The organism is Chryseobacterium sp. KMC2 (assembly GCF_016756935.1).
Taxonomy (GTDB): domain Bacteria; phylum Bacteroidota; class Bacteroidia; order Flavobacteriales; family Weeksellaceae; genus Chryseobacterium; species Chryseobacterium rhizosphaerae.
Genome location: NZ_JAESIT010000013.1, coordinates 92,975 through 116,307, shown reverse-complemented (window position 1 = coordinate 116,307; position 23,333 = coordinate 92,975). Strand labels below are relative to the sequence as shown.

The 23,333-nt window shown below is 35.4% G+C and carries 17 protein-coding genes; 8 read left to right on the top strand and 9 right to left on the bottom strand.

Going from position 1 to position 23,333, the window contains the following annotated elements:
• Positions 1-255 precede the first annotated feature (255 nt).
• Positions 256-579 carry a translation initiation factor gene (locus JML65_RS16015; protein ID WP_047495705.1) on the top strand — a complete coding sequence of 108 codons (324 nt, stop codon included), beginning with the start codon at positions 256-258 and terminating at the stop codon, positions 577-579.
• Between the two features lie 2 nt (positions 580-581).
• On the opposite strand, the gene JML65_RS16010 is transcribed toward JML65_RS16015, so the two are convergent.
• The 3 genes from JML65_RS16010 to JML65_RS16000 all read right to left on the bottom strand — a co-directional run bounded on the left by JML65_RS16010 (position 582) and on the right by JML65_RS16000 (position 5,818).
• A complete protein-coding gene (locus JML65_RS16010) occupies positions 582-1,481 on the bottom strand; it encodes a leucine-rich repeat domain-containing protein (RefSeq protein ID WP_084083972.1) in 900 nt (299 codons plus the stop codon).
• A 50-nt stretch (positions 1,482-1,531) separates the two neighbouring features.
• On the bottom strand, positions 1,532-3,685 hold the full coding sequence (locus JML65_RS16005) for an alkaline phosphatase PhoX (protein ID WP_084083970.1): 2,154 nt from the start codon (positions 3,683-3,685) through the stop codon (positions 1,532-1,534).
• A gap of 300 nt (positions 3,686-3,985) precedes the next feature.
• On the bottom strand, positions 3,986-5,818 hold the full coding sequence (locus JML65_RS16000; RefSeq protein WP_202271396.1) for a cytochrome-c peroxidase: 1,833 nt from the start codon (positions 5,816-5,818) through the stop codon (positions 3,986-3,988).
• A gap of 229 nt (positions 5,819-6,047) precedes the next feature.
• Between JML65_RS16000 and JML65_RS15995 the strand changes: the two genes are divergently transcribed.
• Together JML65_RS15995 and JML65_RS15990 are read left to right on the top strand one after the other, a co-directional pair.
• Positions 6,048-6,509 carry a hypothetical protein gene (locus JML65_RS15995; RefSeq protein WP_202271395.1) on the top strand — a complete coding sequence of 154 codons (462 nt, stop codon included), beginning with the start codon at positions 6,048-6,050 and terminating at the stop codon, positions 6,507-6,509.
• A gap of 18 nt (positions 6,510-6,527) precedes the next feature.
• On the top strand, positions 6,528-7,382 hold the full coding sequence (locus JML65_RS15990) for a nucleoside phosphorylase (RefSeq protein WP_047495721.1): 855 nt from the start codon (positions 6,528-6,530) through the stop codon (positions 7,380-7,382).
• 127 nt (positions 7,383-7,509) lie between these two features.
• Here the strand turns inward: JML65_RS15990 and JML65_RS15985 are convergent, their stop codons facing one another.
• The 3 genes from JML65_RS15985 to JML65_RS15975 all read right to left on the bottom strand — a co-directional run bounded on the left by JML65_RS15985 (position 7,510) and on the right by JML65_RS15975 (position 13,226).
• Positions 7,510-8,040, bottom strand: coding sequence for a DUF1697 domain-containing protein (locus JML65_RS15985; protein ID WP_202271394.1), 531 nt, complete (start codon positions 8,038-8,040; stop codon positions 7,510-7,512).
• Positions 8,041-8,157: 117 nt separating this feature from the next.
• The gene (locus JML65_RS15980; RefSeq protein ID WP_202271393.1) at positions 8,158-9,651 is read right to left on the bottom strand and encodes a hypothetical protein; all 1,494 of its coding nucleotides are present in this window, start codon (positions 9,649-9,651) and stop codon (positions 8,158-8,160) included.
• Between the two features lie 89 nt (positions 9,652-9,740).
• Complete coding sequence (locus JML65_RS15975; protein ID WP_202271392.1) at positions 9,741-13,226, bottom strand: DUF2723 domain-containing protein; 3,486 nt, start codon at positions 13,224-13,226, stop codon at positions 9,741-9,743.
• A 221-nt stretch (positions 13,227-13,447) separates the two neighbouring features.
• Between JML65_RS15975 and JML65_RS15970 the strand changes: the two genes are divergently transcribed.
• The 5 genes from JML65_RS15970 (at position 13,448) to JML65_RS15950 (ending at position 20,053) form a co-directional block, all read left to right on the top strand.
• Positions 13,448-14,485 (top strand): PLP-dependent cysteine synthase family protein, encoded by a 1,038-nt coding sequence (locus JML65_RS15970; RefSeq protein WP_047495732.1) that lies wholly within the window; start codon positions 13,448-13,450, stop codon positions 14,483-14,485.
• Between the two features lie 81 nt (positions 14,486-14,566).
• Positions 14,567-15,838 carry an aminotransferase class I/II-fold pyridoxal phosphate-dependent enzyme gene (locus JML65_RS15965; protein WP_174772376.1) on the top strand — a complete coding sequence of 424 codons (1,272 nt, stop codon included), beginning with the start codon at positions 14,567-14,569 and terminating at the stop codon, positions 15,836-15,838.
• 74 nt (positions 15,839-15,912) lie between these two features.
• Positions 15,913-16,803: a DMT family transporter gene (locus JML65_RS15960; protein ID WP_202271391.1), complete on the top strand. Its 891-nt coding sequence runs from the start codon at positions 15,913-15,915 to the stop codon at positions 16,801-16,803.
• 344 nt (positions 16,804-17,147) lie between these two features.
• Positions 17,148-17,759, top strand: a complete 612-nt coding sequence (locus tag JML65_RS15955; RefSeq protein ID WP_202271390.1) for a hypothetical protein — start codon at positions 17,148-17,150, stop codon at positions 17,757-17,759.
• Between the two features lie 104 nt (positions 17,760-17,863).
• On the top strand, positions 17,864-20,053 hold the full coding sequence (locus tag JML65_RS15950) for a B12-binding domain-containing radical SAM protein (protein ID WP_202271389.1): 2,190 nt from the start codon (positions 17,864-17,866) through the stop codon (positions 20,051-20,053).
• Between the two features lie 338 nt (positions 20,054-20,391).
• On the opposite strand, the gene JML65_RS15945 is transcribed toward JML65_RS15950, so the two are convergent.
• The 3 genes from JML65_RS15945 to atpD form a co-directional block, all read right to left on the bottom strand.
• A complete protein-coding gene (locus tag JML65_RS15945; protein ID WP_047495750.1) occupies positions 20,392-21,210 on the bottom strand; it encodes a hypothetical protein in 819 nt (272 codons plus the stop codon).
• 81 nt (positions 21,211-21,291) lie between these two features.
• Positions 21,292-21,573 carry a FoF1 ATP synthase subunit delta/epsilon gene (locus JML65_RS15940; protein WP_047495753.1) on the bottom strand — a complete coding sequence of 94 codons (282 nt, stop codon included), beginning with the start codon at positions 21,571-21,573 and terminating at the stop codon, positions 21,292-21,294.
• 89 nt (positions 21,574-21,662) lie between these two features.
• The gene (atpD, locus tag JML65_RS15935) at positions 21,663-23,171 is read right to left on the bottom strand and encodes a F0F1 ATP synthase subunit beta (protein ID WP_047495756.1); all 1,509 of its coding nucleotides are present in this window, start codon (positions 23,169-23,171) and stop codon (positions 21,663-21,665) included.
• Positions 23,172-23,333 lie beyond the last annotated feature (162 nt).

Sequence of the window (23,333 nt, the reverse complement as noted above, 5' to 3'; positions counted from 1 at the left end):
AACTTTTGTACTACAAATTTACCTAATTTCCGATGAATAGAAGAATTTGAAGGCTCGAATTTTATTGATTATTGATCATCAGGATGATATTGCAGGTAATCCAACCATGTCAACGTTTTAAACCTTGACATGGTGTATTAAATAATTCGGGAAATGATCAGATGAATTTCTATCGAATGAAAAAAGATCATTTTTATCATAAAATTTCAGCTTCAATTCCCTTCATAAATCCGTAAATCTTTTTAATTTTGCGGTATGGATTTACGAGATCAATTGAAGAATCTTTTTCCTGATCATGATGAGCAGGATTTTGAAATGCCTGAAGAACAGTTCAAGCAGAAAGAACCTTTGGTATGCAAGTTTGAAAAAAAGGGAAGAAACGGAAAGCCTGTAACAATTGTTGAGGGTTGGGAAGGCAGTGAAGAAGACCTGAAGAAAATTTCAAAGAAAATAAAAACCACCTTAGGAATAGGCGGTTCTGAAAAGGATGGGACAATTATCATTCAGGGTGATAACCGTGATAAAATCATGAGTATCCTTAAAGATATGGGCTATAAAACCAAACGTGTTGGCGGATAGGTTTAGAAATAAACCTGAGCTTCCGGCAATAAGGTTTTTAATTGTTCGATTTTAGATTTCTCTATAGGGTTTCCTATAAGAATCAGTGTTTTAAGATTTTTTAAGTGTTTAATTTCTACAGGAATATCTGTCAGGTTATTATGAGCCAGATTCATGCTGACTATATTTTTTAATCCTTTTACTTTGGATGAAATCTCGGTAATATGATTATCACTTACATTCAGAAATTCCAGATGCTGAGATTTATATAGATTTTCCGGTAGTTTTGTAATGGCATTCTGCTGAAGTTCAAGATATTTTATATTTCTGGGAAAAGACAGATTTCCAAGATCATTGATCTGATTATCAGAAAGATTTAAAAATTTCAGATTTTTAATCTGATCCAGACGGTCTCTAATAAAACTGATCTGATTTCCCTGGAGATTGATTTCTTCTAATGTCGGAATTTCCATCAATGCTTCCGGAAAAACATTCAGGTTATTGGCATCAAGATGAATGGCTTTTAAATTTTGAAGTTTGGCTACATTAGGATTAATGCTTGTCAGGCTATTCAAATTGATAGAAAATGTAGTGAGCTTTGTAAGTTGGCCAATTTCATCCGGAATATATTTAATACTGTTTTCATTAACATTCAAAATCTCCAGTTCTTTGAGTTCAAACAGCTCCTGATCCATTTTTTCAAATTTATTACCCATTATATTCAGAAAAAATATTGAATTCAGTCTGGTAATCTCAGGAGGCAGATTAAATAATCCTTTTTCCCTGAAACTCATACTGTAAACTACTTTTTTGCTATTTAAAGCATCTTCAATATTCGTGAAGGTAGGATATTTAACGGGATCGATCTGGGCCTTTGCCAGAACGAGAGAGAAAATGGAAATAAACAGTATCGATTTTTTCATAGATAAAAATGTCTGCCGGCAATACTACCGGCAGACAAAAGTTTAATAATTTATTTCTTTAAAAGTTTTACCGTCTTCTGGAATCCTCCTTCTGCTTCAATATTTAAAATTAAAACACGGGATGCTTCCAGCTGTGATGTGAAGTCAAGGTCCAATACTTTGTTTAACCCGTTAAACTTCTTTGTATAAACAATTTTTCCGTCCATACTGTAAGCGGTCACGGCAATATCTTTCAATCCTTTTTCAGAGTTTATTTTAACAATTCCTGAAGTAGGGTTTGGAGCTACGTTTACTGTAGTTTCTGCAGTTTTATTCTCTATAGTTCCCAAAGATCCTTCTATTCCTAAGTTTTCTTTAAGTGCAATCACAATTGTTGCAGATTTTCCTTTATAGTTGATTGTATTTCCAGTCGCGTCAATATCTGTAGAAATAGTAGAATCCGGATGCTGGATAGAGAAGAATCCAAATTTGTGATCAGGTGTGAATGTAAGCCCTGTAGGTTCTGAACCAGACGGCATAGAAGCAAAGAGTTTTACTTTAGGATTAGCCTGTGTATGGTCAGGAGCAATAACCCAGATATAGTTTTTCCCACCATCCTGAAGAACCCAAAGGTTTCCAAGCTCATCAAAGGTAAGGTTATCATTTCCGTCTCCCCAAGCTTCAGACATTGTTCCCTGAGCTGTATTGAAAGAATATGATGTAGAAGCTCCTCCTACAAATGTTTCCACCTGAGAAGCTGTAGTTCCGTTATCCTGTAAACGGTATACTTTGTCTAATCCTTTTGCTGTAAAGTAAATCTTACCGTCTAATGGGCTGATATCTACATCTTCCACTCCATTGAATTTTGTTCCTCCATATGTTTGTGCAAGATTATTGGTATTGTTCTGGTCAGCCTTAGTTTTGTTTGGGATCTGAACCCATGTTGCTGTAGTGCCCACAGGGTCTCCCGATGTACTAAGTCCCTGATCTAATTTCAATACATAAAGGTTTCCTGAAGCCAGGTTATTCGGAGTATCCATTACATATTTGTATACCATGTGCGTTCCTCCATCTTCTCCGTAATAAGCAACAGTTCCGGCAGTATTGATCACAACATTTTCATGGTTCATGATTCCCATCTGCCAAAGTTTACCTTTAGTTCCATCCTGATTTTTAGAAATCACCTGAGCTGTGGCAGGATCAATTTCCACAAGCCATCCGTAATCTTTATATCCGTCATTGTTCACATCACTGGAAGTAACAGATTCTTCAGCTGTAACCACTGTTCCCCATGGGGTAATTCCTCCTGAACAGTTTCTGATCGTCTGTACCAGACTAGGATCTGAAAAACTTACAGCTCTGGATTTTGTCAGCTGCCAAAGTTTGGTAGAAGCATTATAGTTGATTTCAGCCATAGTAACTCCTCCCGGATTAGTTTCATGGTTTACTGAAAGATATCCGTTTGTACTGCTTCCGGTTTTTGGAACATAAGCTGTAAAGTCATTCTGTCCTCCTACGAATCCTCCTCCTTCAGTATAATTATCTCCTTCTTTCAGGATAAGCTGGTACTTATGCGCTGTAGGAATAATAAGCTTGTTGGTTTGTGCTGTAGGAACGATAGATGTAAAACAGCTGATATGGGTTCCGTTACAAGTGGTAGCGGCAGGTATTGTCTTTAAATAAGCATCAATTCTAAGATCAGAACTTCCTGTGCTTCTATTGTGTAACTCTACAGAAATTCTGTTCACTCCATTTACAAATTTCGACTTTGGAATAGAGAAAACATTGTATACACTTTCTGCAGCACCATCAACGATTGTACTTGAAAGTGTATTAAAAGTGATAGCACCAGCAGGCATATTATCTCTTACGACTTCTTCACCATTAAGATATACTACAATCCCGTCATCTCTCATTACCCCCAATTCCATATGATCAGAAAGCGTAGATAAATCAACGGTGAAATCTTTGGCAAAATAAGCCGTAGTAAGCCCTGTAGCACCATTATGTATGGTAGTGGTTACAGGATCACCATATCCTAAAGGACCATTTCCTGTGGCCCATGAAGAAATATCATATGTTTTAGTTTTCCATGCATCCGGCTGAGCCTGATCAAGGTCTTTATAGCTCCAGGACGAGTTTTTATTAAAAACAAAAGTCTGGGCCTGAACAGAGGAACCGGCAAGTAAGGCCAAAGCTCCCAATGTGAGTAATTTTCTCTTCATTTTAATTTGATTTATTAGACGTTGCAAAACTATTTTTTTAGAACTACCCTTCTGTTAATAGGACTTTAAATATAGTTCCGTCAATATTAATTAATCAATAACCCAATGTTAAGGGAGTTAAATTATCGTTAAATAATGCGGGAGATGAGTCTCGGGGGAGCGGGTTGCGAGATGCAGGATAAGGGGTTATGGGGTAATCGTTTTGCTAAACCCTATAGGTTTTTGAAACCTATAAGGTTATGGACTGTACTAAATACTAACGATCAAGATCTTACAACTTTTACCCCGAGCTTCAAACCCTTATTCTTTCGCTTTACTCACATCAGTAAGAGCGTTCAGGAAAGCAATAATCTGTTTAATTTCTGTCGGGGTAAGATTCAGTTTATCAGGAGCTAATGTTTGATTTTTCATTTTTAATCCTAAGCCTTCTCCTCCACCTTCGTTATAAAAATCGAGAACTTCTTCCAGCGTACTGAAAGCCCCATTATGGAAATAAGGCTTGGTAAGGGCAATATTTCTTACTGTAACAGTCTTGAATGAATAATCATAAATCCATGATTTCTCTTTTTTCACCGGGCTTTTTCCTCTTCCAAGATCGGAGTCTAATTCTATAGGAAGCTGATTAACATGTTTTGTTGTGATTCCTAATACTTCAGATTCATTTTCATTGAAAAGCGGTGGTACCAATCCTGAAAAATGAGGGGCAAAATGACAGGTCGCACAATTGGCTTTCCCCATAAATAAATTAAAACCTTTTTTAACATCTTCGGAAACCTCTTTTTCATTTCTCATAAAACGGTCAAAATCACTGTCAAAAGAATATAGCGAAGCCACATAAGAGCTTAAGGCTTTTGAGAAATTTTCTTTATTGATTTTACCGTCTTTAAAAGCATTACGGAATTTCTTTTTGTATTCAGGATCTGTTTTTAATTTGCTGATGATATTTTCATAGCTGGTATTAAATTCTTCTTCATTATAAATGACATGTTCAGCCTGCTGTTCAAGATAAAAAGCCCTAAGGTCATAGAAAAATCTTTTGGCAAAAACAGCATTATAAAGAGAGGGTGAATTTCTTAAGACTGTTTTTCCTTCGATATTGCTTGGAGATTTTGCCTTAAGGTCTGTAAACGCATTGTCCTGAAGATGACAGGTGGCACAGCTCATTTTTCCGTTACCACTAAGGTTCTGATCATAGAAAATGGATTTTCCAAGGTTTCTAAGGGAAGGATTGTCTTCCGAAGATTTTAATAAAGTATAGAAATAAGGATCTAAGAAATCACTGCTAAAGAGGTTTTTGTTGCCTACATTCCAGCCTGAGAATTCTTTCAGATCGTCGGGTCTTCCGTCCCATCTTCCCAATTCTTCATATAAAGGCTGTATATATTTTTTGTAAAATTCTATCCTGTCAAAAGTTTCGAAATCTTTATGGGAAGACAGATAGCTGATCCCTTCAGCCAGAATCTGATGGGCTTTCTCTGTATTGTAATTTTTAAAATAGAGATCGTCACTGATATATTTTTTGATTCCCCAAAATGCTGAACGGGCTTCTTCAGAAGTATTTAAAGAACCTGGAGTATCAAATCCGGTCACTCCCAATGTATAAATTCTGATCAGCTCTATACGCAAAGGCAGGGTTTTATTATTTCCTCTGCTAACTCCATTTTTAACGGTACTCAGATAGAAATTTGAGTAGCTATTGTATAAAAAGTCAGTAATGGTTTTGATTTTTACTTTTTCACTCCCAGCATCTTCGGAGAATATAAGTTCATCCAAAACCTGCAGTCCTTCCGGCGGAAGTGTATAAGCCGATGTCCCAGCTGCTTCAATATGGAATAAAGGCGCTGCGTTAAGGTGAGTTTTTGTATATTCAGGGTAATGATAGGCAATATAAAATTCTATTTCTTTGAATGAATTTCTGGTACTGCTCAGAGATTTCTGCAGTTCCTCAAGGGAAATCTTATCTTCTGAAAACCGGTAAACATCTGATTTCAACTGTTCCAGCTTGCCTTTAAAGTCTGTTAAACCTTTATTGATAAATGTATTTTCGTTTTCCTTTCCTTTGTAAACCGGATTAAAAGACATTACTGCAAATCCTATTAAAAGGATCACAACAAGCAATGGGTAAGATCTCATTAATTTTTAACGGCAAAGCTATTAATCAAATATTATCTTAACTTTAATAGGAGATTAAAAAATGTTTATATTTTAGATAACGGATTTTTTACTAATTTTAAACCCCGAAATCAAATTCATTATTCTAAGGAAGACGGTTTATTCTAAAAAACCGGTAAAAAATAATGGTGAAGGTTATTGGGAGAGGATTTTTTAATTTAATTCAACAAATCAAAACTAAAATAATAATATGAAAACAAAGTTATTGTTTGCTTGTATGGCCAGCCTGCTTTCTCTTTCTGCTTTTTCGCAAAAGAAAAAACAACAGGAGATGGCTGTGTATGCAGAGAAGAAAGGTAATGATTATTACCTGGTCCGTCTGGAACAAGGCAAAGATATTCCCAATGTCTATGTTTATTCAAATGGAATCACAAAACCTTATAAAAATTATACTGAACTAAAAGATGTTGTTATGGAATTTCCCGGAATGATGGAAACCAACAACTCAACTAAGGAGGAACTCGTTTCTGTCCTCAAAAAAGATGATCATTTCTATGAGATTACCTCACAAAGGAAAGATCCTAAAAATTTTGAGAAAACAATTATTACGGTATACGAAGTAATTCAGGGGCAAAAAAGAATCGTTGAAGAATATGATACGATCTTCGATCTTGCCGGGTCTCCTTATAAAGACGCAATTTTCATTAATTAAAATATAAAAATATACATTATGCTCAATAAACTTGCTGCCTCAGAACTTGTTCTGAATGAAGACGGAAGTGTATACCACTTGAACCTTTTACCTGAAGATATCGCTGATAAAATCATCCTTGTAGGTGATCCCGACAGAGTAGCGAAGGTTTCAAAATATTTTGACACAGTAGAAATCAAAAAAAATAAGAGAGAATTTTATACGCATACAGGAACTCTTCGCGGAGAAAGAATTACAGTAATGTCTACAGGTATCGGAACTGAAAACATCGATATCGTGATGAACGAACTGGATGCTTTGGTTAATATCGATCTTAAAAATAAAGAGTTCAAAACTGAACACAAAGCTCTTGAATTATTCCGTATGGGAACTTGCGGAAGTGTAAACCCGGATGTGCAGGTTGATAATATGCTGGTTACCCAAAATGTAGTGGGACTAGATGGATTAATGCATTTTTACCAGGATTACAACTTTGAAAATGAGTTTTCTAAAAGCTTCATGGAAAAATTCCCTTATGAAAAAATTAAGCCAATGCTTTATTTCTCAGACTGGGCAGAAGAAATGGGAGACTATTATAAAGATGCCAAATATCACGGAAATACAGCTACATTCCCGGGGTTCTATGCTCCACAGGGAAGACAGCTTCGTTTAAAAGCAGTAGATGACAAATTCCTAGAAACTTTAAATGATCTGGGAATCACGAATTTCGAGATGGAAACTTCTGCCATCTATGCGCTTTCAAAATTATTAGGCCATAAAGCCATTACAGTAAATAACGTAATTGCTAACAGAAGACGTGGAGAATTCTCCGCAGATCACCATGCTTCTGAGAAAAACCTGATTGAATGGGTATTGGAAAGAATCATTAAATAGTTAAGATTATAACTATCATACATACAGAAAGCTATTCTCATTGAGGATAGCTTTTTTATTTTTATCAGGTTTAGGCTAAAGCTTTCTTTGGTAAACGGGCAAAGGTCCGTTTCTATTGAATACACTCTTATCCGTTCATCTTCTTCAGGATTTTTTCAAAAGTATTGGTATTCCTGCTTGTAAACCGGTCTTTAAGGCTTTTTTTGCCTAAAACCTTTCCAAAAGTAGAATCTAAGGTATTTCCTTTTGGAACCTGCCAGTAAAATATACTGTTGATAATTTCTGCCTTTTCATCTTCAGTATGGGAAGCTTTTTGAAATTCTTCCATCAAAACATCTTCCACACCCGAAACGCCCACAAAGGCATAAATATGAAGGTTCTCATTCTTTTCAAAAGGGATACCACTCCAGAATAATTCTACTTCCTCCTTTGCTTTAACAAACAGAAAAGCTTCATAAGAAAAATGTCCGGACATAGCTTTTTCCAGAATTTCCTTTAATTCTTCAACAGCCTTATCTGAAGAGAAAACAATATTTCCGGAAGCAAGTATGGAATTTACCTCTTCCATTTCGGCATCTTTAAAAACCTGGCATACATCAGCCATTTTCATGTTTGTTCCTTTTACATTGACACCACGGAGAAAAGCACAGTATTTCATAGATTAGATTTTAGAGAGTAGGTTGCAGATACTGGGTTGGAGGGTTGGAGAGTCGGAGGGTTTTGGAATTTGAGTACGTCTACCCTTTCAACTTCTTTATTCTTTATTCTTTATTCTTTATTCTACCTTAATATATAAATTATAATCAGTTCCGGAAGGCTTCAGCTTATAGATTTTTTCCAGTATTTTATGGTCACTTTTCAGATGATCTTTCACTCTGAACTCTTTCAAAAGTTTATAGTGAGTCTGATAATACACAGCATTAGCATCATTCCCCTCATATAAATTTTTATAAGAGAGAAGATATTTCGGCTTTCTTGTTTTTACGGTATTGATCCAATAATTCACTTTATCCTTTTTGATTTCTTCCTGAATCTGTTTATCTACCAAACCTACTTCATCAATGGTTTTTAAGCCTGAGAAATAAGGGACATAGCCCGCCGGTTCCAATAAGATCCATTGATTTTTATCTTTTTCATATTGGTTTAAAAATACACCGATTGTTCTGCGGTAATTCCATTCTCCGTTTCCTGTAGCAATAGCATGAATGGTTTGAAAGGCAAGCATGGGAACAATATAAAATATAGTTAATAATGACAGCCACAGGTTTCTTTTCTCTTTCTGCTCTAAAATAAAAATAAGAACAGGTACGAAAAGCAGAAGCTGCGGAACCCAGTAATACCAATCGAATAAACTCTTCTGAGAGATAAAAAGAATCTGTTTTACCCATCCGAAAATAAAGATCATCCACAGGAAATAATTTCTGTTATTTCTCTGTCTGATCAAATAAATAAAACACAGGACTTCAAAAATCAGTACAACAACCGTTACGGGATTAAAATTCCCGGGTACTTTAAGCATTCCCCAGAAATTTCCAAAACTCACAAAGAAATAACTGATGTGCTGCTGCAATGTAAAACTTTGCTCATATAGTAATTTCTTTGCTGTGATGGTATTATTAACAAGTTCACCAAAGTAGAACCAGTTGAAAGCCACAGTAAATAAAACACCCCAAATTCCCCCAAAAACATAAATCCATCTGATTTTTTTATTCCAGAAAAGGTCAACCAGAAAAACAATTCCCAGGAAGATCACCGTGTCTATTCTTGTGAACATGATCAGAACAGGAAGCAGGGCCAATACCCATTTTTTTCCTTTGTAAAAACCATAATACAGTAATGACATCTCCAGAAAAAATAATAATCCATACTCCATTCCAAGGATTGAAATTTTAATGGAAGGAGGAAGAATACCTATTAAAAAGATGAAAATAGCTTTATGCCAGGGATTTTTAAGAACCAAATGAGAAAGAAACAGTGTCCCTATTGTAAATAGCAGGGAATTGAAAATCAAAAGAGGTTCAATAAAGTTTTCTTTTCCAAAAACAAAGTTGAAAATATAGGATACAAAAACATACAGATGAGTGGTAGAAGCTGAGATTTTAGTATCTCCGTTGAAACCGATCACTCCGTAGTCCAGTAAATTCTGGGCAACCCTCCAGGTGATAAATGCATCTTCCTGAATATAGTGCGTTAATAAAAAAAGGAGTTTAAAAAGTACTGTAAAAATTACAGCATAGATGGGGAACCTGCTATTCTTTGTTTCAGACATTCTGTATTTTTAGTTTCACAAATATAATCTTAAAATTCAGGATTCCCAATAATAAAAAAACGGAACCGAAGTTCCGTTTTTAAAATATTTTATTGTGTTACCTTGATAATTGCTGTGGTAATCTGATTTTCTTTTTCTTTCGAATAGGTAGAATCAAAAGGTTCCATGATATCAAATAGGTACTGATAGAATGGAGTGATCTGTTGAACATTTTCAGATTCCTTCATTGCTTTGTCTTTACCCATCTGCTGAAGTTCTTTTACAAAAACATTGAATTTCTTATCAATAGGTTCAATGGATTTTACCAGATAAGCATATGCTTTTTCTTTCTGTCCTATTCTTGTATAAGCATCCGTAACCGCAGAAACTACAAGAGAATATTCCATAGGTTTTGTTCTCATCTGTCTTCTCAGATAGCTCTGATCTGCTTTTGAAAGGCTTAAATAATAATCATATTCTTCAAAAATTCCTTTTTTAAGCACTTCTGCTAACTGAAGACCTTTCTGCTCCTGCCCTGCAATAATGTATCCTGATACAATTGAACTTAGGGAACGGGGATCATTATATTTTTCTGCAGGAATTTCTTTAGCTGCAAGATCCAGAATTTCCAATGCCTTCGCTTTCTGATTGTTCAATGCAAGTGCTGAAGCAGCTCTGCTTGCTGACATTCTGTAGCTGATAATATTGGATGTAGCCGTCTCATCAAAGTGAGCATTTAAGTTTTTAAAGTTCCCCCATCTGAAGTTTTTCACTACGTTATAAAGAGAATTAGGATCTACTCTTCCCATATCTCCATCCGGAGTCTGAGGGGTGTGAATTGGTATTAGCCTGTAGCTGAATCCGTCAAACTGAAGATATTCGTTAAGGTAAAAAATATTTTCACTGTCATAGATTCCTCCTGAAGAGAAGTTAATCGGACGTTTCCAGTCGAAGTTTGCCAATAGATCTAACAGGATCAGATTGTTCTTATAAAGAGTGTTTCCTTTGTAAGTGATCATAATCTGATTCGCTACATTCGGAAGATCTTCCGGATTGATGATTCCTGCTTTCAATGCGTTATCTTTATTGACAGGAAGGATAAATTTGTTAACCGGAAGAATATTATATTTTTCATATTTCTCCTCTCCGAAATACATTTTTAAAAGCTGGTCTTTTTCAGGAGACTTGAATTTAATAAACTCAATAGCCTGCTTCAATGTTAAAGAATCCTGTGTAAGATATTTTCTGAATGACTGGAATTCTGTTTCCGGAGCTCCCTGTTCTTTCAACATAGAGAAAACACCTTCCCAATCTTCTTTCTTCATCATATAGATCTGGTCATTGACACCATCTCTGTAATCATCATGTGTTAACTGACTTGGGATCCCCATTGCATTATACGTTCTTCTTTTCACCTGATCTAAGTTCCATGGTGTAGAAGCCAGGGTAAAGTTAACTACTTTCACATCATCTCTGAATCTCTCCGTTTCCTGAATCGCCCAAACCGGGTAAGTATCATTATCCCCATATACAAAAAGGATATCATTCTTAGGCAGTGATTTTAATACAGAATAAGCATAGTCATACGCGGTATATCTATCGCTTCTGTCGTGAACATTATAGTTCTGGAAGCCCATCATAAATGGTACTCCCAATAAAACAACTCCTAATGCTATATTAGCTCCGTTAGATTTTATTTTGGATTGTAAGAACCACAGAATAGCTCCTGCTCCCAACCCTATCCAGATGGCAAAAGCATAGAATGAACCTACCATGGCATAATCTCTTTCTCTCGGTTCAAAAGGTTTTACTCCTGTATAGAAAACAATTCCTACACTGGTTAAAATAAATAAAGATAACAAAGCATAGAATCTTCCGAAGTCTCTGTTCAACTGGAAAAAGAATCCAATCAATCCTAAAATCAATGGAAGGAAGAAGAATGCTACGGTACTTTCATTTTTAAACTTAGCAGGCATTTTATCCTGATTTCCTACTAATGCATTATCTATAAAAGGAATCCCTGAAATCCAGTTCCCTTTTGTGCTTTCCATATTTCCTTCAAGATCATTCTGTCTTCCCACGAAGTTCCACATCAGGTATCTTACAAAGTAATATCCATTCTGGAAAGAAATGAAATAATCCATATTCTGAAGTAATGAAGGCTTTTGAACATTGATCAGGTTATATGGTTTTACTTTCAGATAATCTGCCGCAGTAATTGATTTGTCTTCATATTTTGTTCTCATCTCATCGAAGATCTGCTTAGCCTGTGGGTTATCAGCAACATCTTCATTTCCGTAATTGAATGTAAAATCAGGAGCTCCGTACATAGCAATATAATTGGCCATTACATCTTTATCCTCACTAAACATTCTCGGCATTAAGCTTATCTGAGACTTATTGAATACATAATTGAACCGGTCTCCGGTTTTTCTATAGGTTCCAGTTTTTTCATCTTTTTCGTAGATTTCACCGGTTTTCGTTGTTTTAAAACTTCCGTCTTCATTTTTCTCAATACCGTTAGCATCAAGAAATGCCGTATAGTTTTGTCCGTAGATCGTTGGCCAGTCACCATACTGCTCTCTGTTATAATAATCCAACATACCAATAGCGGTATCAGGATCATTAAGGTTCATCGGCGGATTGGCATTTGCTCTGATGGGAATAACCATCCAGCAAGAAAACCCTATCATCATAAAAACCACAGATAAAGCTACCGTCTGGTATACGTTTTTCTTTGCTCTTCTTGCATATTTAATAATAAAATAGCAGATCGCTACCATTATGATAAATGCAACAATAGTTCCTGAGTGGAAAGGAAGTCCAAGCCCATTTACGAAGAAAATCTCCAGTCTTCCGAACATTGTCATGATCAAAGGGAAAATAATTTTGAAAACAATAATCAAAATTCCCAGGGTAATAAGGTTTGCCCAGATAAAGTTTTTCCAGGTAAACTTATAATTTCGTGCATAGTATACAAGACATACTGCAGGAATCGCCAGCATACACATCATGTGTACCCCAACAGAAAGTCCTAAAATAAAGAAAATAAGGATAATCCATCTCTCACTGTCAGCTGCTTTATACTCATTTTCCCATTTTGTGATCAACCAAACCAGAAGTGCGATAAACATAGAAGCCATTGAATACACCTCTCCCTCTACTGCAGAAAACCAAAAGGTATCTGAGAAAGTAAAGCAAAGTGCTCCTATTGCTCCAGCAAATAAAATAGAGATTTCCTGATGTTTAGTAATCTCTTCAAAGTCTTTGTTTAACAGTCTTCTTACAAAATGTGTAATGGTCCAAAACAAAAATAAAATAGTCAGCGCACTGAACAATGCAGACATCGCATTAATTACGATAGAATAATTTTCGCCTTTTCCTAATGCAAAAATGGCTGCCACGGCACCCACAATCTGGAATAAAGCCGCTCCCGGAGCGTGCGTTACTTCAAGTTTTACTGCAGAAGAAATGTACTCCCCACAATCCCAAAAACTAAAATTGGGTTCTATCGTGGACAAGTACGTAAAAAACGCAATGACGAAAATCACCCATCCTAAAGCGGTGTTCCATTGCCTAAAAGTCCAATTTTTCATAGTATTAAATCAATTATGCGAAAATAAGGCTTTTATATTATTTTATATTGTTTTTAACAAAATTTAAAAATTTGGCGTGGAATTTGCGATCGTACTCCTGCTAAAACTGTAAATAAGAAAATAGGTTTTCTAAAATAGACTCCTAGAATTCAAACAAAAGTTTAGTAATTATTTATTTTTTTGTATTTTTGCAGTCAGATTTTTATTGAAAATAACAAGTAATGAGTAATGTTTACGATAATATTCTTGGCCTGATAGGACATACTCCTATGGTGAAGCTAAATACCGTCACAAAAGATATTCCAGCAACCGTTTATGCCAAGTTAGAATCATATAATCCTGGACATTCCACCAAAGATAGAATTGCACTACATATTATAGAAAATGCAGAGCAGAGAGGTTTATTAAAAGAAGATTCTGTAGTTGTAGAAACTACTTCCGGAAATACCGGATTTTCTATTGCAATGGTATGTATCATCAAAGGATATAAATGTATTCTCGCAGTAAGCGACAAAACGAAGCCTGAAAAAATTGCTTATCTAAAAGCTTTAGGAGCAACGGTATATATATGTCCGGCCAATGTAGCAGCGGATGATCCAAGATCATACTATGAAGTAGCTAAAAGAATCGCTCAGGAAACCCCTAATTCCATTTATATCAATCAGTACTTTAATGAACTGAATATTGATGCCCATTATCAGACTACAGGTCCTGAGATTTGGGAGCAGACAGAAGGTAAGATCACTCACCTTTTTGCATGTACAGGAACAGGTGGTACCCTATCAGGTTCCGCGAAATTTTTGAAAGAGAAAAATCCGGATATTAAAATTATTGGGGTGGATGCTGATGGATCTATATTAAAAAGCTATCATGAGACGGGAGAAATCCATAAGGAAGATGTACATCCTTATCAGATTGAAGGTATGGGAAAAAATTTAATTCCTTCTGCCCTTCTTTTCGATAAAGTAGATGAGTTTGTAAGAGTAAATGATGAGATGGCCGCGTACAGAACCCGCGAAATTGCTTTAAAAGAAGCCATTATGGGTGGTTATACTACAGGAGCTGTAACGCAGGGATTAATTCAATATGCCCAATCTCACAACCTTACTGAAAATGACGTCATTGTTTTAATCTATCCTGACCACGGTTCAAGATATATTACTAAGGTATACAGTGATAAATGGATGGCTGAGCAAGGATTTGTTAATAATTGTGTTCACAATTATGATGAAGTCTTCAAGACAGAGTTTATCAAATAATAATATATAATCACAATATAAATTAAGCCTTTTGCGTGTTCTACAACAAAGGCTTTTTTACTTAAAAATTACGATATAATGTTGGATATTTTTGAAAGAATAAAAGAAAATCCAGGACCTCTTGGACAATTTGCAGATTATGGTGAAGGATATTTTATTTTCCCAAGGTTGGAGGGCCCAATTGGTCCGAGAATGCAGTTTCAGGGTAGAGAAGTAATTTTCTGGAGTGCCAATGACTATTTAGGTCTTTGTAATCATCCTGAAGTGAAAGAAGCGGATGCCAATGCAGCTGCAGAATATGGAATGTTTTATCCAATGGGTGCAAGGGCAATGTCCGGAGAGACAGATCAGCACCTTCAGCTGGAGAGAGAATTAGCAGACTTCGTACAAAAGGAATCAGCATATTTATTAAACTTCGGTTACCAAGGAATGGTGTCTACTATTGATGCTTTGGTCAACAGAAATGACGTTATTGTTTATGATGTAGACTCTCATGCCTGCATCGTGGATGGAGTAAGACTTCATTCGGGTAAAAGATTTACCTACAGACATAACGATATGGAGAGTCTTGAAAAAAACCTTCAGAGAGCTACCAAAGTTGCTGAAGAAACAGGAGGCGGTATTTTGGTAATTACCGAAGGAGTTTTCGGGATGAGAGGACAGCAGGGAAAAATTAAAGAGATCTGTGACCTTAAATCAAAATATAGCTTCAGACTTTTAGTAGATGATGCACACGGATTTGGAACACTAGGTACAACAGGTGCCGGAGCAGGTGAAGAACAAGGCTGTCAGGATCAGATTGATGTATACTTCTCCACTTTTGCCAAATCAATGGCTGGTTTCGGAGCATTCCTTGCGGGGGACAAAGAAATTATCAGATACCTGAAATTCAACCTGAGATCTCAGATCTTTGCCAAGTCTCTGACTATGCCAATGGTTATAGGAGGATTGAAAAGATTGGAGCTTTTAAGATCGAAACCTGAGATCAAAGCTAAACTTTGGGAAAATACCCACAAATTACAGAACGGATTAAGAGAAAGAGGATTCAACATCGGTGATACCAATACTTGTGTAACTCCGGTAATGATGCAGGGAACTCCGGTAGAAGCTACCCTTCTTGTAAAAGATTTAAGAGAGAATTACGGTATCTTTACATCAGTGGTGGTATACCCTGTAATTCCAAAAGGAATGATTCTATTAAGGTTAATTCCTACTGCCTCTCATACGGATGCAGAGATTAATGAAACTCTGACCGCATTTGAAGCTATTCATGATAAATTAGTAAGTGGTTACTATAAAGAGCAGGAACAGCTATTACTGCAGGAACAAGGATTAAGTTTTAAACCGATTTAATCATCAACATAAAAAAACCACTGAATTACTTCAGTGGTTTTTTATTTAAAAACTATAAAAGCTATAAAAACGAAATGAAACTCAAAGGATATATGTTAGGAACACTGTCAGCTGTTTCCTATGGATTGATTCCTATTTTTATTCTGCCCATCAAACAAGCGCATTTTTCAGTAGATGTAACCTTATTTTACAGGTTCTTCTTTTCTGCTTTACTGGTAGGTGGATATCTCCTTTACTCCAATGAGAGTTTCAAAATCAATAAGAAAGAAACACTTGTATTAGCTGTACTGGGAATCTGCTATGCATTATCTTCAGAATTTTTATTCTTAGGCTATGACTTTCTTACTCCGGGTATTGCTTCTACTGTTTTATTCATTTATCCTGTTATTGTAGCTTTGATTATGTTCTTTTTTTATAAAGAAAAACTCAATAGACTGTCTATAGTATCCTTACTTTTTGCCTTTGCAGGAGTTATTGTTTTATGTTTAAAAGGAAGTGGCCTGGAAATCAATTTTACGGGGTTGGGGATCGTGATGCTAAGTTCTCTTTTTTATGCATTATATATGGTTATTGTCAACAAATCAGATCTTAAGATTTCCGGATTTAAGCTGTCTTTTTATTCCATGCTTTTTACATCCCTGTTTTTTATGACAAAGACAGGTCTGGAGGGACAGTCTTTAACGATACCTTCCCTGTCTCTATTTTTTAATTTTCTCATTTTTGCTTTTCTGACTACTGTTATTTCCAGCTTATGCCTGGTATATGCCATTAAATATATAGGATCTACCCCCACAGCAATACTTGGAGCTTTGGAACCTGTAGTTGCCGTAATGGTAAGTGTGTTAATGTTCCATGAAAAGTTCACCCCCAATCTGTTCATTGGTATTACGCTAATTCTTTTAGGGGTTACGCTTAATGTGATTGCAGACAACAGGAAGGCGAAACTTAATCAATGCACAAGCTAGAAATAGCCGACTAATCCTTAGTAGTTCATAACAAAATTTTTATACTATATTTACCCAACAAATTGATGGGTACATATAATATGCAAATTATTCCAAAGATCATTTTTTCTCTTATTACAAGAATCTTCTTATGTCTAGTTTTATTGTTCTCAGAACCGGTATCATGGCAATTTAGATTTCTATGTGTGATTATTTTTTGTATTCCCTGGATCAGATTTTTCATGAATGACAGCGACAGGAAAAATATCGATCAGTCTATTTATTACAAGCTTTTATCTCTTACCACACCTATATTATATATTTTTATAGTTTGGAAAATCTTTGAACTGTATCATTTCAGTTTAATGACGCAGTTAGTTTTATTCTCTTTACCGGTAATAGCAGGACTTGTTATAGAATCGAAAGATAAAGATATGTCAATCAACACTCAACATATCTTACAGACCATGAGTTTCTATTCTATCCTTTTCTTTTTAGCGGTTAATGCATCTTTTGATTTTTCCAAGCCATTATCCAAAGGATATTTAATTACCGATAAAGCCATTTCTACAGAAGAAAAAATGGATTCGGATGGTTACTCTGAAATTACAAACTATCAGTTTAAGACAATTCCCAAGGAAAAAATGAACCCGGTTCCATTTTGGAAGCAAATATCAGCAGCGGAACATGCGGACATATATCCAAAGGCAGATCGTTACAATCCCTCCAAAGTATTTCTTAACATTCAAAATAAGAAATATGAAATTCTTGCCAGAAAATTTAAAATTATCCGGGATAAAAATAATGATGGATATTTACGCTTATACTATCTCAAAGAATATACAAAGCCTGATGTAATGAATGTAAGCCGCAAAACTTATAATCAATTTGGAAAAGGAGATTATCTCGATATTGAAACTTATTCCGGATTATTTGGTTTGGAATGGACCTACAATCACTGGAAACATAATCATTGATATGAATAAGGTATAAAAAAATACTTTTGAAGTTTTCGTCAAATAATCAGTAAAAATCTTTGCTCTTTTAGATTTAAAACTTATAACTTTGCAAAAATTTTCTGTTGAAAGATCTGCTTCTTATCACCCCACCTTTTACCCAACTCAATACTCCTTATCCCGCAACAGCTTATATCAAAGGATTTTTGAATACCAAAAATATTTCCAGTTATCAGCTTGATCTGGGAATTGATGTTATTTTAGAATTATTTTCAAGAGACGGGCTTCAAAAGGTTTTTGATAAAAAGATTGACCTTCCGACGACTACTGAAAATACACAGAGAATATTTGCTTTAAGAGAAGAATATTTAAAAACCATCGATCAGGTAATTTCTTTTTTACAGGGCAAAAATCCAACGTTAGCCAGACAGATCTGCAGCATGAATTTTCTGCCTGAAGCTTCCCGTTTCAACCAACTGGATGATATGGATTTTGCTTTCGGAAATATGGGTTTACAGGATAAAGCTAAACATTTGGCTACCTTATATCTGGAAGATATCTCAGACTATATTATCGAAAATAATGATGCTGATTTCGGGTTTAGCAGATATGCGGAACGCCTGGGGAAAAGTGCGAATTCTTTTGACGAGCTCTATTCAAAATTAGCAGGCCCACAAACATTTATCGATGATTTTACATTAAAAATTCTTCAGGATAAAATAGAAAATATACAACCTAAACTGGTTTGTTTTTCAATACCTTTTCCCGGAAATTTATACTCTGCTTTTAAGTGCGCTCAGTTTATAAAAAAGAACTTTCCTCACATCAAAATCGCCATGGGAGGTGGATTTCCCAATACAGAATTAAGAGAGGTCAAAGACCAGAGAGTTTTTGAATTTTTTGATTTTATCACCTTAGATGATGGTGAACTTCCTATTGAGTTACTATGTCAAAGTGTATTGTATCCCACAGATGAATTGGAATACAAAAGAACTTTTTTACTTGAAAATCAAGAAGTTGTTTATAAAAATAATTCTAAAAGACATGATTATAAGCAGGCTGAAATTGGTACTCCGGATTATACCGATTTAAAATTAGATCAGTATATTTCCGTTATTGAAATCGCCAATCCCATGCACAGTTTATGGAGTGACGGGAGATGGAACAAACTGACAATGGCTCATGGATGCTACTGGGGTAAATGTACTTTCTGTGATATTTCTTTAGATTATATTAAAATCTATGAACCCATCTCTGCCAAAATTTTGGTAGACAGAATGGAAGAGCTCATCAAAACAACCGGCGAAACCGGTTTTCATTTTGTAGATGAAGCAGCTCCTCCAGCTTTGATGCGGGAAGTTGCCCTGGAAATTCTCAGAAGAAATCTTGTTGTAACATGGTGGACCAATATCCGTTTTGAGAAAAGTTTCACCAGTGATTTATGCTATCTCTTAAAATTATCCGGATGCGTTGCCGTTTCAGGAGGTCTTGAAGTCGCCAGTGATCGTTTGTTAAAATTAATTGATAAAGGAGTTTCTGTAGAGCAGGTTGCCAAAGTAACAAAAAATTTTACTGAAGCAGGAATCATGGTTCATGCCTATCTGATGTATGGCTACCCTACCCAAACTGTTCAGGAAACAATAGACTCACTGGAGATGATTCGTCAAATGTTTGAAATGGGAATTCTTCAAAGTGGATTCTGGCACCAGTTTGCAATGACTGCCCATTCACCTGTAGGAATCAATCCCGAAGATTTCGGAGTTATTCCGGTGAAACAGGAAATTCTATTCGCAAACAATGACATCGACTTTAAAGATAAAACAGGAATCGATCATAATAAATTCAGCTTCGGATTAAAAAAATCCCTCTTCAATTATATGCATGGAATTAATTTTGAAATTCCCCTTCAGGAATGGTTCGATTTTAAAATTCCAAGAACAACAATTCATCCTGACCATATTCATGACTGTCTTTTAGAAGATGACGCATTTGCTTTTAAAGGAAACTCAAAAATTGTATTTTTAACCAAAAATGTAATCGCTGAGAATCGCGTAAAAACAAAAAAGAAATATTCTGGTACGTACACTTTAATTACATTCCATTTAAAAACCAATATTGTGAAGATCGAGCTGGAGCAAGATAAAGCAAACTGGTTACTGAATGTATTGGAGCAGAACTCTATAGAAAATCCGAAAAAGATTACAGCTCAACAACTTAAGAATCATTTCGAAGAAAATTTTGAGGATTTTGAACTATTCTGGTTTTCAAAACCTATGCAGCAACTAAAGGAAAATGGGGTGATTTTAAGTTTATAAAAATTTTTAGTTTTTTCTCAGGGATTTTAAAAATTCCACAGATTTTCCAATTGTCAATTAATTTTTGAAATTATTAACGAACGAACTACATTCCTATTGAATACAACTTTTGCAGATCAAGCAGTTTTTTTATTACATCATAAAAACGCTTAGTTTGTCATTCCGGAGGAATCCAGATTTTTTTTTATAATGACGTTGAGATTCCTACAAAATGACAAAGGCTCCGGTAGGTTTTGGAAGAAGTTCAATTTTTACTGAAGATAATATGCTCGCAAATTTTGCGGAGCATGCTGATCTTTTTTATTATACGATAAAAACCTGTTTCTATTGAACGTTTTCTAATTAGATGTATCTTTTACAACAGGGCCAACAGATACTTTTTCCTGAGTTTTAATAAAATTGGGATCCATAATAGCCATGCGTTCTGCAAGTGCTTTATAAGTTGGGAATTTTAAAATAGAGGCTCTGCCAGACATTTCTCGGTAAATCGTAAAAGATTTACCGCCAGCACTTTTCAATTGCTTTGTAGTTGTAATATACCGTCCGATATATTTACTTTTGGCATCGTAGATTTCGATATCTATAAAAGTTTTATCCATGATGGTATCATCCGACCCGAAACTTACTGGCAAATTAGTAAAATACCCCACCGGAACACCATTACTTAGGATCTCGCCTACTTTATTGACCTCAATATTCAGCTTATCAATCTTTTTTCTGATGGCATAAGCTTCTTTTGTCTTACTGTCCAGCTTTCTTTTCGGCATGTTCGAAAACAGCTCATCGAGATTCTTTACATTGATCCCTTTGTTATCAATTATTTTAAGACCATTCACGGAAGTATAAACGGCAGATTTTTCTTCCCCGGAAAATGCCGATGGTGAAATATAATCCAGTTCTATTACTTTATCCCTGTTATATACTCTATTAATTTCTATATAGCTGTCTCTCACAGAATCAACAATACTTTTATCTATAAATTTTATAGTATATAATGGTGTCTCCTTTAAATCCATAAAAGTATAATTACTGGATTTATTGGAGAGTTTTGCTACCGGGATTCCGTCTAAGTTGATAATTCCTCTTTTGGTCTTAATATTCTGGGCATTGAGGAAAACTCCCAGAAGTGTAAAGAATATAATAATACTTTTCTTCATAGAACCAGCCTTTTACATAAAATAAAAAAAGTGTAACACAAAGTTACACTTTCTTGAAAATATATTTAGCTTTTCATTTAATTATTCACAAAGGATAATTCCTTTATTATGATTAAATTCTACAACACCGCTTTTGATAGAATAAGAAAAAACAGAGTCTTTCTCATTTTCTTTAGCAAAGTTTTTAGCAAAAGCATCATCAATTGAATTAGCAAAAAGCTTTACTTTACCACCGACTAAAGAAGAAACAATTCCTGCGTGGTTTTGCATGATGTGAAATTCACCATTTTTTCCAGGCAACAATACTGAGTTTACTTCTCCTTCAAAAACTACGTATTCTGGTGTTAAAATTTTTATATTCATTTTAATTTAGATTTGAAGATTTCAGATTTCAGATTTCAGACAACCTTAAAGTCTCATGTCTAGTATCTGATATCTTTATGTCTAATTTATTAAGCGTTTTCAGCTAACATTTTTTGTCCTGCTTCGATAGCTTCTTCGATTGTTCCTTTCAAGTTGAAAGCAGCTTCTGGTAAGTGATCTAATTCACCATCCATAATCATGTTGAAACCTTTGATAGTATCTTTGATATCTACCAATGATCCAGGAATACCTGTAAACTGTTCTGCTACGTGGAAAGGCTGAGATAAGAATCTCTGAACTTTTCTTGCACGGTATACTACAGATTTATCTTCTTCAGAAAGTTCTTCCATACCAAGGATTGCAATGATATCTTGAAGCGCTTTATATCTTTGAAGAATTTCTTTTACTCTTTGAGCACAGTCATAATGTTCGTGACCGATAACTTCCGGAGCAAGGATTCTTGAAGTAGAAGCTAGAGGATCTACCGCTGGATAAATACCTAATGAAGCAATCTTTCTGTCAAGTACCGTTGTTGCATCTAAGTGAGCAAACGTTGTTGCAGGAGCCGGGTCAGTTAAGTCATCCGCAGGTACGTATACCGCCTGTACTGAAGTAATTGAACCATTTTTAGTTGAAGTAATTCTTTCCTGCATCGCTCCCATCTCAGAAGCAAGAGTTGGTTGGTAACCTACCGCTGATGGCATACGACCAAGAAGTGCAGATACCTCAGAACCAGCCTGTGTAAAACGGAAGATGTTGTCTACGAAGAAAAGTACATCTCTACCTTGTCCGCTTTCACCACCATCTCTATAATACTCAGCCAATGTAAGACCAGAAAGCGCTACTCTAGCTCTTGCACCTGGCGGCTCGTTCATTTGTCCGAAAACGAATGCTGCTTTAGAATCTTTCATAGCTTCTAAGTCTACTTTAGAAAGATCCCAACCTCCGTTTTCCATAGAGTGCATGAAATCATCACCATACTTGATAATTCCTGATTCCAACATCTCTCTTAAAAGGTCATTTCCTTCTCTCGTTCTTTCACCTACTCCAGCAAAAACTGAAAGACCTCCGTGTCCTTTTGCAATATTGTTAATCAACTCCTGGATCAATACTGTTTTACCTACACCGGCACCACCGAACAAACCAATTTTACCTCCTTTTGCGTAAGGTTCAACTAAGTCGATTACTTTAATACCTGTAAATAAAACTTCTGCAGAAGTTGAAAGTTGATCAAATTTTGGAGCTTCTCTGTGAATTGGAAGTCCTCCCTCTTTAGAAATATTCTGAAGTCCGTCGATAGCATCACCAACAACGTTGAATAGTCTTCCGTTTACAGCCTCTCCGATTGGCATAGTAATAGGATTTCCGTATCCAATTACTTCTTGACCTCTCTTAAGACCATCAGTAGCGTCCATTGCGATACATCTTACTGTATCTTCGCCAATATGTTGTTCTACCTCTAAAACTACTTTTTCACCGTTTTCTTTTGTAATTTCTAACGCGTCATAGATGCTAGGAACAGATTCCACATCTGTGAAGACAACGTCGATTACCGGACCAATAATTTGAGAAATTTTACCTTTAATTTGGTTTGCCATTGCTAAATTTTTTCTTGGTGCAAATATAGTGATTCTTCATAAACCTACAATTGGTAAAAAAAAGATTTTTATCATGCTTTTTTCAGTCATGTAGCAATATAACATTTTAGCAATGTAACAATATTTATCATTGAAATTATTGATACACTGTTATATTGATAG